7 protein-coding genes are annotated in these 11,291 nt (G+C 61.2%); 5 read left to right on the forward strand and 2 right to left on the reverse strand.

The genetic code is table 11. The features are described 5' to 3' along the window. Positions 1-103: 103 nt before the first annotated feature. Together AC0V6X_RS00440 and AC0V6X_RS00445 are read right to left on the reverse strand one after the other, a co-directional pair. Entirely contained in the window at positions 104-1,057 is a 954-nt protein-coding gene (locus AC0V6X_RS00440) for a hypothetical protein (protein WP_486182621.1), read from the reverse strand. Between the two features lie 10 nt (positions 1,058-1,067). Beyond that, positions 1,068-2,195: an iron-containing alcohol dehydrogenase gene (locus AC0V6X_RS00445; protein ID WP_486182622.1), complete on the reverse strand. Its 1,128-nt coding sequence runs from the start codon at positions 2,193-2,195 to the stop codon at positions 1,068-1,070. Between the two features lie 184 nt (positions 2,196-2,379). Here AC0V6X_RS00445 and AC0V6X_RS00450 point away from each other — a divergent pair, with 184 nt between their 5' ends. From AC0V6X_RS00450 to AC0V6X_RS00470, 5 genes are all read left to right on the forward strand, one after another. Further along, positions 2,380-4,539 carry a S46 family peptidase gene (locus tag AC0V6X_RS00450; protein ID WP_486182623.1) on the forward strand — a complete coding sequence of 720 codons (2,160 nt, stop codon included), beginning with the start codon at positions 2,380-2,382 and terminating at the stop codon, positions 4,537-4,539. 39 nt (positions 4,540-4,578) lie between these two features. Then, positions 4,579-7,041: a M1 family metallopeptidase gene (locus tag AC0V6X_RS00455; protein WP_486182624.1), complete on the forward strand. Its 2,463-nt coding sequence runs from the start codon at positions 4,579-4,581 to the stop codon at positions 7,039-7,041. Then, positions 7,038-7,526: a DUF6702 family protein gene (locus AC0V6X_RS00460; RefSeq protein ID WP_486182625.1), complete on the forward strand. Its 489-nt coding sequence runs from the start codon at positions 7,038-7,040 to the stop codon at positions 7,524-7,526. The genes AC0V6X_RS00455 and AC0V6X_RS00460 overlap by 4 nt, the downstream gene beginning before the upstream one ends. Before the next feature lie 150 nt (positions 7,527-7,676). Beyond that, on the forward strand, positions 7,677-9,545 hold the full coding sequence (locus tag AC0V6X_RS00465; protein ID WP_486182626.1) for a DUF1800 domain-containing protein: 1,869 nt from the start codon (positions 7,677-7,679) through the stop codon (positions 9,543-9,545). A 284-nt stretch (positions 9,546-9,829) separates the two neighbouring features. Beyond that, positions 9,830-11,257, forward strand: coding sequence for a DUF1501 domain-containing protein (locus tag AC0V6X_RS00470; RefSeq protein ID WP_486182627.1), 1,428 nt, complete (start codon positions 9,830-9,832; stop codon positions 11,255-11,257). Positions 11,258-11,291 lie beyond the last annotated feature (34 nt).

The raw sequence follows: 11,291 nt of genomic DNA on the forward strand, positions 1-11,291 counted from the left end.
AAAGTCTTGAAAGACCGCCGGTATTCCTGCGCCTTCCTTCCTTGTGCTGGGCCATTTTCATCCAAACCTCGAACGCGTGGTGTGGGAGTTTACGACCTTGGGTCTACTCGCTCAGGCGGAACGATGTTGCTGGATTGAGATCATCGCGCGGGTCGGTCAGGTGCCCTGCCGGGAAGGACACCGACAGAACAGGCTCTGTCCGATCAAGGCACAGCAAATGGTTGTTGTCCCCGTCGCCTGTATCTGCGAGCGCGAAGGGCGCGATCACCTCTGATCCGCTGGATGCGGTTTCGAGCTCGACTTCGTAAAGCTGCCCCTCTTCCATGTCAGCCGGAGAGCCATCGGGCTTGGTAATCCCACCTTGCCACGTGACGCGGACGATCTGGGCGGTTCCTTCAGGGCAGAAGTTGCCGCCGCCAAAGGGGATGGGCGTGGCGGGCGTGTCCAGCTCCCATTGATCCTCTGGCACAATTTCTGCGTGCGCAATGATGGGCCCTTCTTCAAGCGGCACGACCGCGATCCCTGCCCCTTTGAAACTCACTTCGATGGGGTCGGAGAAAATGTTGCCCGTGACCTCCACCCAGACAGGCTGGTTCTCGGCGCTGCCAAAGTCTCCGGCGAGCAGGACGGTGCGCAGCTCGCCCACATCGTCAGCCGGGGCGAGGGTCAGGCATGTGACTTCGCCCAATGTCCCGTCTGCCAAGCGCACTTCGAAATCGCCGGGATCGAGGCTCTCAAGCTCGACCTCGTGCGAGAAGATGACGGGCATCCCGTCCTGTCCGCCAGCGCCTTCGCAAATGACCCGGTCAGCGATCATGCCGGGCAAGCCATTATCGACCCCGAAGAAGGCGGAGAGCAGCACCGCCTCGCGTCCCTCGCCATCGAATTGTGCTGACACAATCGGTGTGGTCGTGTCCTCTTGCGCATAGCGGTCGAGCGTGCGCTCATACTGGCTGGCGTAATAGGCGTTGCGGACGATGCGCGATTGGCTGGCGGCGATGACGAAGGCCAGCAGGGCCGCGATAATCGCCAGAAGGATGAGGCGGCGCTTGCTCATGCGGGACCGCTTACATCGAAGCGCGGATCATCGCCTCAAAGTCCTCCGCCGAGCAGCGCCGCGGATTGCCACGGGCGGCGAGGTCGCTGAGTGAATACTCGACCATGCCGGGGATGTCGTCTTCGACAATGCCCATTTCCGCAAGGCCTGAAGGGATGCCAATTTCGGCGTTCATTCCCTCAATCGCTGCGGCCAGATCACCGCCGGGTTCAAGCCCGATGGCTTGACGCAGGCGGACATATTTCTCCTCGCATTCCGGCTGGTTGAAGCGCAGCACGGCGGGCAGGAACACCGCGTTCAGCGTCCCGTGGTGCAGGTTCAAGCGGCGGATACGGCCGGTCGCGTGGCTCATCGCGTGGACCGCGCCCAGACCCTTGATGAAGGCCATCGCGCCCTCGGTCGAACACATCATCATGTTCCAGCGTGCCTCGCGGTCGGAGCCGTCCTTCACCGCGCGCGGCAGATATTGCCATCCGCGCCACAGCCCGTCGAGCGCGACGCCCTCTGCGGGAGGATTGGGCGTCGGCACCAGAAACGCCTCGATGCAGTGCGTGATCGCATCCATCCCGGTCGCGGCGGTCATGTTCGCGGGCAAGCCCATGGTCAGCTCCGGATCGCAGATCGCGGCCTTGGGGATGAAGAGCGGGCTGGCAAAGGTCATCTTGCGCCCGTCTTCGAGGATGATGACGAAGCCCACCGACACCTCGCTGCCCGTGCCCGACGTGGTCGGAACTGCGATGACGGGAGCAACCGATTTGATGAGCTTGGCGCCGCCGGTGAGTGGGTCATATTGCTCGAGCGGACCGCCGCTCCCAGCCAGCAGCGCGACCGCTTTGCCGAGGTCCATGGAGGAGCCTCCTCCGAGCGCGATCACGCCGTCGCAGCCTTGCGCTGTGTATTGCGAGAAGGCTTTCTTGACCGCTTCCTCGGTCGGATTGCCGGGGGTTTCGTCGAAGACGCTGTACTGCGTGCCATCCTCCAATGCGCCAGCGACCGTGTCGACGATCCCTGCGCCCACCAGCCCCGCGTCAGTGGCGATAAACGGCTTGGTGATGCCCGCCCTTTTCAGCTCCTTGGGCAGCATTTCCAGCACGCCAAAGTCGAAATGCGTCGTCGTCAGATATGTCAGTGTAGGCATGCGCTCGCGAATCCTCTTCCCTCTTCTCTTGTGCAACGTCTTGGGAAAGTGCGGGCAGCTTGGCAAGCGCAGGCGACAGGATTTGCAGCGAATCTCGAACCGCACTAACGCTACGCAACAATATTGCTTTGAACGATTGGCCGCGCGCGGATCGCAGCGCCACGCCACAAAGGGGAAGACCGACATGAAGACCACTCAAACCCTCGCGCTCAGCCTGCTGCTCGCGACCGCTCTTTCGGCGCCTTCAGCGGCCAAGGAAGGCATGTTCACCCCCGACCAATTGCCCGACATCGCCGAACAGTTGGAAGAGGCCGGGCTGGAGCTTGATCCCGACAGCCTTCAGGATCTCACCGGCTTCCCGATGGGGGCGGTTGTCTCGCTGGGCGGTTGTTCGGCGAGCTTTGTCTCGGAGCAAGGCCTGGTCGTCACCAACCACCACTGCGCGCGCGGCTCTGTCCAGTTCAACTCGACGGCAGAGAACAATTATCTCGAAGATGGCTTCCTTGCGAAAACTCTCGTGGAAGAGCTGCCCGCAGCCCCCGGCAGTCGCATCTATGTGACCACCGCGCTGACCGATGTGACGGATCGGATGCGCGCAGGCGTTGATGATATGGACTCGGTCGAACGCTACGAAGCGATAGACCAGCGCCGCAAGGATATCACGGCGGAATGCGAGGAGCGCGAAGGCTATCGCTGCCTTGTCGCCAGTTTCTATGGCGGCGCGCAGTACAAGCTGATCGAGCGGCTGGAAGTGCGCGATGTGCGGATCGTCTATGCGCCGGGCGATTCCATCGGCAAATATGGCGGCGACATCGACAATTGGCAGTGGCCGCGCCACACGGGCGACTTCGCCTTTTACCGCGCCTATGTCGCGCCCGATGGCTCTGCCGCCGATTACTCCGAAGACAACATCCCCTACGAGCCAGAGCACCACTTGCAGGTGAGCGCGGCGGGGCTTGATGATGGCGATTTTGTGATGGTCGCAGGCTATCCCGGATCAACCAGCCGCTACACGCTGCTGGCTGAGGTCGAGAACACTTTCGACTGGACCTATCCAACCTTCCAGACCCTGCTGACCGACTGGATCGCGACGATCAACGAAGCCGCGCCCGATGGATCGGATGCGCGGGTCAAGTATGAAAGCCGCCTTGCAGGCCTCAACAATTTTGAGAAGAACCTGCGCGGTCAGATTGATGGCGCGCGGCGTGTGGGTCTGGTCGATCGTCGGAGGACCCGTGAAGCGGAACTGGCGGAGTGGATCGCGGCTGATCCTTCGCGCGCTGGCTATGGAGAGGCGATTGCGGCTCTGGGCGAATTGTCAGAGGAAAGCGCGCAGGCCTCGCGCACCAGCTTCTGGTACAACAACGCGACCCGTCCCGCTCTGCTGGGTGTAGCGCAGCGCCTCCTGCGTCTGGCGCATGAGCGCGAGCTTCCCAATGCTGAGCGTGAGAGCGGCTATCAGGAACGCGACATGACTTTCTTCCGCCAGGGTTTGCAGGCGATTGATCGCCGGTTTGATCCGGCGGTCGACAAGGCGGAGTGGCTGCTGTTCCTGAGCGGTTATGAAGCGCAGCCCGATGAAGAGCGCGTGGCCGTTTTCGACGCAGCGCTGGGCCTTGATGCGGATACGCCGACCTCCGAACTGCTCGACGGCTACTACGCCAACACCACGCTCGGCGATGTCGAGACGCGGCTGGCTTTGATGGAAGCCGATGTTGCGACTTTTGAAGCAAGCGAAGACCCCTTCATCCAGCTCGCCGTGGCGCTCTACGAATACGAACGCGGGCTTGAGGCTGAGTCGGAGGAACGCGCGGGCCGTGCGCTTGCTCTGCGTCCGGCTTACATGGAAGCGATCACGCAGTGGCAGCGCGAATCCGGTTCGCTGCCCTATCCCGACGCCAACTCAACCCTGCGCATCACCTTTGGCAATGTCATGGGTGGGTCGCCGTTTGACGGGATGGCATATCTGCCCTTCACGACGCTGGAGGGGATCACTCAGAAGGACACCGGCGAAGAGCCTTTCAACGCGCCGCAGCGCCAGCTCGATCTGATCGAGGCGGGTGACTATGGCGAGTATGAGCTGGCATCCATCGGATCGGTTCCGGTGAATTTCCTCTCCGACTTGGACGTGACCGGCGGCAATAGCGGCTCGGCGACTTTGAACGCGCAAGGGCAACTGGTTGGCTTGCTGTTCGATGGCACGTTTGAAAGCGTCAATTCGGACTGGGACTTTGACCCGCGCACGACCCGCTCGATCCATGTCGACTCGCGCTACATGCTGTGGGTGATGGAGAAGGTCGACGGGGCCGAGGGGTTGATCGCTGAAATGGATATTGTGCGCTAAGCGATTTAGCTCGCGCCATAATCAAACTGGGGAATTACGTTGCGTTTTCTTGTTCTCATCCTCGCGTTTTTTGCCGCTTCACCGGTATTGGCTCAGGGTATTCAGCAGACCAAAGGCGATTTTGAGGACAAGTTTCGCCAGCTCGACGAAGTGCTCCCCGACCCCAATGTCTATCGCAATGCGAGCGGCGCGCCGGGCCATGAATATTGGCAGCAGGAAGCCGACTATCGCATTGTCGCTGAGCTGGACGAGGAAGGCCGCCGGCTGAGCGCCAACGCAACGATCACCTACACCAACAACTCGCCTGACACCCTGCCGTGGATCTGGATGCAGCTCGACCAGAACCGTTTCCGCGACGATTCCATGGCGGAGCTGACCGACACATTTGGCGGTCCGGGCAGGCGGGGGCCGGCGCGCAGTCTGGGCAGCGGGGATAGCCCGTCACGCCTGTCGATGGAGGAGCTGCGCCGCCAGCAGGCGATGGCGGACAATTCCTTTGGCTATGACATTAGTGGTGTGACCACGGTCGGCGGTCGTCCGATTGACCACACGATCGTTGGCACTCTGATGCGGATCGACCTGCCGACGCCTTTGCGCCCCGGTGCGAGTGTCAGTTTCAAGATCGACTGGGCCTACAACATCGTTGAAGAGAACGTGATCTTTGCCCGTTCCGGCTATGAGCACTTCCCCGACGACCCGCGTGAAGGCGGCAATGACATCTTCATGTTCGCCCAGTGGTTCCCGCGCCTCGTCGCCTATTCCGACTATGAAGGCTGGCACAACAAGGAGTTTCTGGGCCGCGGCGAGTTCACTCTGGAGTTCGGCGATTACGATGTCTCGATGACGGTGCCGAACGACCATATCGTCTCCTCCACCGGCGTGCTCGCAAACCCGAACGCCGTGCTGACCGCGACGCAGCGGCAACGTTTGGCGCAGGCGCGCAATGCTGATGAGCCGATGTTCATCGTTACCCCGGAAGAAGCCGCCGCCAATGAAAGCTCCAACCCGACCGGAGAGAAGGTCTGGCGCTTCACCGCTGAAAATGTGCGCGACTTCGCCTGGGCGACCAGCCGCAAGTTCATTTGGGACGCGCAAGGCCACCGCCAGCCGGGCGCGGAGCAAGAGCTCGTCATGGCCATGTCTTTCTGGCCCAAGGAGGGCGGAGAGCTGTGGCGCAAATATTCGACCGCCGCGGTGGTCCACACGATGCAAGTTTATTCGCGCTATTCCTTCGACTATCCCTATCCCACCGCGCAGTCCGTCAACGGGCCGGTCGGCGGGATGGAATATCCGATGATCACCTTCAACGGCCCGCGCACGACGCTGAATGAAGACGGGTCGCGGACATACTCTTTGTCAGAGAAGGTCTATCTCGTCGGGGTCATCATCCACGAGATTGGCCACATCTATTTCCCGATGGTGGTCAATTCGGATGAGCGGCAATGGACGTGGATGGATGAAGGGATCAACTCATTCCTCGATAGTGTTGCGGGCTATGAGTGGGACCCGGATATGCCGTGGACCCGCAGCCTGCCGCGCGATCTGATCCCTTATATGACTTCGGATCAGCAAGTGCCGATCATGACCCATTCGGACAGCGTGCTGAACATCGGCCCCAACGCCTATGGCAAGCCGTCTGCCGCCTATCACGTGCTGCGCGACACGATCATCGGGCGCGAACGCTTTGACTTTGCCCTGCGTGAGTACGCACGTCGCTGGCGCTTCAAACGCCCGACGCCCGCCGACTTCTTCCGCACGATGGAGGAAGCCTCCGGCACCGATCTCGACTGGTTCTGGCGCGGTTGGTTCTACACCACCGATCACGTCGATATCTCGCTCGATACGATCCACCGCCTGCGGCTGGATACTGAGAACCCCGACATTGATCTGGCCCGCCGTCGTCAGGAGCTGGCGGACGAGCCTGAGAAAGTCGGGGTGCGCCTGAACCGCGAACAGGGCCTGCCGATCTGGGTGCTTGAGAACCCGGACGTGACCGACTTCTACGACGAGAATGACCGCTTTACCGTCACCCCGCGCGATACGCGCAGCTATGAAAGCTTCCTCGACAGCCTCGACGATTGGGAGCGGCAGGTCTTCGACCGCGCGGTGGCGGAGGACAATAACTATTACGTCCTCAGCTTCTCCAATGTCGGCGGGCTGGTGATGCCGATCATTCTCGATCTGAGGTTTACCGATGGCACCACCGAACGCATGATGATCCCGGCGGAAATCTGGCGGCGCAATTCGCGCAATGTTTCGAAGCTGCTGGTCTTCCCGCGCGATCAGGAACTGGCCGAGGTTGTGATCGACCCCGATTGGGAAACCGGCGATGCGGATGTGAACAACAATCACTATCCGCGCCGCATCATCGACAGCCGGGTCGAAGCGTTCAAACGCCCCGCTCCGTCATCGCGCACAGGCCGCGATCTGATGGCCGAGGTGCTGGTGGTCGATGAGGAAGAAGCGCCCGAGAAAGAGGCGGCTGAGGACGCGCCCGAGTGAGGCGTCTCTGGCTCCTCATCCTGGCGCTGCTGATCGCCGTCCCTGCCGCGGCCCACCAGCAGAAAGCGGCGATCTCCACGGTCGAGCACAATCCGCGCAGCGGCATCGTCGAGGTCGTCCACTTTGTCCCGCTGCATGATGCCGAGCACGTCTTGCGGATGCGCGGGGACGGGTCAGCGGACATTGTCGGCAATATCGAAAGCCGCCGCGCCTTTGCGCTTTATGTCGCGGGGCGCTTCACGATTGCGGTTGAGGGAGAGCCTATCGAGCTCACCATTCTGGGCAGCGAGATCGATGGCGGAAACCTCGTCATTTATTCCGAAGGCACTTCGCCCGGACCCGGCACGCCGATCACCGTGCAGTCGCTGATCCTCACCGATGTCTGGAGGGCGCAGGTCAACCGCGTCAATGTGGGGCGGACCAACGCGCCCACCACTCTTGTCTTCCGCGCAGGCGACCGGGCCAAGGCAGCTATTCTACAGTAAAGCCCTTGCAGCCCGTCTGTCGGCGGCGCTTGAGATGTGTTTGCGACATCACGCGACAAACTGCGACTCATACGGATTTGACTAAAGACCCGTTTCGCATCAGCCTCTTTCTCATCTGAAAACGAGGGGGCTTGAATGAAGGGGGTTGGCGTGTCGCAGCTTGATAGCTCTGTCATCGAAGACGAAGTGGATTTGGTTGAGGCTGACACCGAGATTGATCCTTCCCCCGATGATCCCCGCTCCGATGATGACGGCTCCAAACGCACACCCCTTACCGCCGGAGCCAGCGCGCTGGCCCTTGGCCTTGCCACGGCTGCCTGCGGAGGTGGCGGAGGCAGCGGCGGTGCGACCGGCGGTGGTGGTGGCGGCACAGGCGGCACGCCAACCCCGACAGTCGTCGCACCGCAAACCGATGCAGCGGCCTCCCGTTTTGCCCTGCGCGCCGGACTCTCGGTCAGCGAGAACGACATCACGGAGATGCGCCGCGACGGTTACGAAGCCTGGCTCGACCGAGAGATCGACCAACCGATTGAGCTAAGCGCTGAGCAATTCCTCTCCAGCAACGGTTTGGAGGAGGTGACCGACGACCAGTTCTTCTTCCGATCCGACCTTGCCGACTACATGATCTGGAACCAGCTGCTGACCGGCAACAATTCGGTCAGGAAACGTGTGGCGCTGGCCATGTCGGAGTTCTTCGTTGTCTCGCTCAACGCCAATCTCGGCATTTGGCCCAGCAGCGCAATCGGCGCCTATTGGGACATCTTAAAGGACAACGCCTTTGGCAATTTCCGCGATTTGATTGAGGCGATCACGCTGAACGCGGCGATGGGCCGGTTCCTCAACACGCTCGGCAACCAAAAGGCGGACCCCAATACAGGCCGCGTTCCGGATGAGAATTACGGGCGTGAGGTCATGCAATTGTTCTCGATCGGCCTGTTTGAGCTCAACATTGATGGCTCAGTCCGCACCGATGGGTCGGGCAATCCGATTGAGACCTACACCAATGAAGACGTGACCGGCATCTCCAAGGTCTTCACCGGCTACGACTACAATTTCTCCGGCGACATCCAGTTCAGCTCGCCCCCGTCGCGACCGGATTTCAATGTTCCCGAAGCACGCCTGCTGCGCAACCCGATGAGCGCCGATCCAAACCTGCGCCCGCCCTTTGGGCGCGACACGCATTCGCTGGAGGAGAAGAGCTTCCTTGGCACGACGATCCCGGCGGGAACGGGGCCTGAAGAGTCGATGCGCATTGCGATGGACGCGCTCTTCAACCACCCCAATGTCGGGCCGTTTTTCGGCCAGCAGATGATCCAGCGTCTGGTCACCAGCAATCCTTCACCCGCCTATGTCGAGCGGGTGGCTCGGACCTTCAACAACAATGGCGCAGGCGTACGCGGAGACCTGCGCGCGGTGTTCAAGGCGATACTGCTGGATGATGAGGCGCTGACGGAGACGACGCTCACCTCCACCACCTTTGGCAAATTGCGTGAGCCGATGCTGCGCTTTGCCCAATGGGGGCGGACCTTTGGGGCGCAGAGTGCTTCGGGGATATGGCTGATGCAGCAACTCTCCGATCCGTCCAACCGGCTGGGTCAATCACCCTTGCGATCTCCGTCGGTGTTCAACTTCTTCCGCCCCGGATACACCCCGCCCAATTCGCAGGCCGATGCGAATAATCTGATCGCGCCGGAATTTCAGCTGGTGAATGAAACCTCGGCGGCAAGCTACATCAACTTTATGGAGCGCTCCATCGATGGGCGCGGCGGTTGGATGTTCGACGTCAAGGCGACCTACTCGGCCGAGCTTCCTATCGCCCATGACACGCCCGCATTGCTCGACCGGCTCGACTTGCTGCTGACGGCGGGCCAGCTGTCCGACGCGACCCGCAGCACGATCCAGTCCGCGCTGGATGCGACCCCTGTGGCGCAAACGGCGAGCGATGACGACAAGCTGCAACAGATTCATCGAGCGGTGCTGCTGGTGATGGTCTCCAACGACTATCTGGTCCAGAAGTAAGGCCGTCCGGACACATTGGTTGTGGTCACGGTGAGACGAGAAGCTGCCATATCAAGGAGTGAGGACGCAGGACATGCTTAGCATATTCAAGGACGAGCAACGCCGAGATGGCAGCTTCTCGTCTCACCCCGAAGGGGTTTGGCCCAAATCCGCCCTCGCTTCGTTGCGAACGCTTGAAAGTGCCCCGCACTTCCTGCGCGCTCGCGCCTCGCGAGGACAAATTTGGACTCAAACCGTGATCCACAGCCAATGTGTCCGGACGGCCTAGGGAAGGCGTGAGAACCATGTTCCATATCGGAAAAGCCAACGAAATCTCGCGCCGGGCCTTCATGCACCGCTCCGCGCAATTGGGCATTATGGGCGCAGCCTCTGGCTATGCATTGGGGCTGTCAGGCCTCGCCGATGCGGCGGCGTTTAATGGCGGCGGCGGGTACAAGGCGCTGGTCTGCGTCTTCCTGTTGGGCGGGAATGACCATGCCAACACGCTGATCCCCTTCGATGTCGCGAACTACAATCGCTATTCCGAGATTCGCGGCGGGCTGCCATCAGGTGGCGGGATTGCCATCGACCGCAATACCTTGGCCTCCCAAGTGCTGAACCCCAATATCGACCAGACGCTGACCGATGACATGCAGCTGGCGCTTGCGCCCACCATGCCGCGTTTGAAAGCGCGGTTTGACGAAGGCGTGATGGCGCCGCTGTTGAATGTCGGCCCGTTGATCGTGCCGCTGACCCGCGCGCAATATGAAAGCGGCAATGTCCAAAGCTTCCCGCGCCCGGCCAAGCTTTTCTCCCACAATGACCAGCAATCGACCTGGCAATCCGGCTCGCCCGAAGGATCGGTGTCAGGCTGGGGAGGGCGGATCGGTGACTTGGCGGCGAGCAGCAATACGAACTCCATGTTCACCGCGATCAATGCGACCGGCAATGCAGTGTTCCTGTCCGGCGATCAGACTCAACCCTATGGCATTTCGCCCAGCGGCGCGATTGAGATCAATGCGCTGGGTCGCAATGTCTATGGCTCGGGAGCGGTGCGCGACGCGCTTCGCACGTTGGTGACGGCGCAGGACAACCATGTGCTGGAGAGCGACTACGCGATGGCGAATGCACGCTCGATCGAATATTCGGGCTTCATCAATGACGCGCTGGCCAATGTGAATGTCACGACCGATTTTGGCAGCGGAAACAGCCTCGCCTCGCAATTGCAGGTTGTCGCTCGGCTGATCGCGGCGCGCGGATCGTTGGGCGTGAACCGGCAGGTGTTTCTGGTTGCGACCGGCGGCTTCGACAATCACGACGGGCTGATCGGCACGCATGAAGGCCTACTCTCGGGTGTCGATTTCGCGATGGATGCCTTCTACCGCGCGATGGTTGAGATTGGCGTGGCGGATCAGGTGACGGCCTTCACCGCGTCGGATTTTGGCCGCACTTTGGCCTCCAACGGAGACGGCTCTGACCACGGTTGGGGTAGCCACCACTTCATCATGGGCGGCGCGGTTGAGGGCGGGCGGTTCTATGGGCGCGCGCCGCAAATCTCGGTCGATAGCGACGATCAGGTCGGGCGCGGACGGCTGTTGCCGGATACCTCAGTCGATCAATATTCCGCGACACTGGCGCGTTGGCTGGGCGTCGAGACGGGCGAGATCCCCATCGTCTCGCCCAATATCGGCAATTTCAACCAGATGGATTTGGGCTTTATGCGCTCCACATAGTTTGACGCTAGGTAGCGCGCTGTTAGTGTCCGCG

Source organism: Erythrobacter sp. S267, assembly GCF_057365045.1.

Excerpts from the sequence above, each read along its gene's own strand:
- AC0V6X_RS00470 (WP_486182627.1), top strand. The coding sequence starts at position 9,830 with ATGTTCCATATCGGAAAAGCCAACGAAATCTCGCGCCGGGCCTTCATG.
- AC0V6X_RS00450 (WP_486182623.1), top strand. The coding sequence starts at position 2,380 with ATGAAGACCACTCAAACCCTCGCGCTCAGCCTGCTGCTCGCGACCGCT.
- AC0V6X_RS00440 (WP_486182621.1), bottom strand. The coding sequence starts at position 1,057 with ATGAGCAAGCGCCGCCTCATCCTTCTGGCGATTATCGCGGCCCTGCTG.
- AC0V6X_RS00445 (WP_486182622.1), bottom strand. The coding sequence starts at position 2,195 with ATGCCTACACTGACATATCTGACGACGACGCATTTCGACTTTGGCGTG.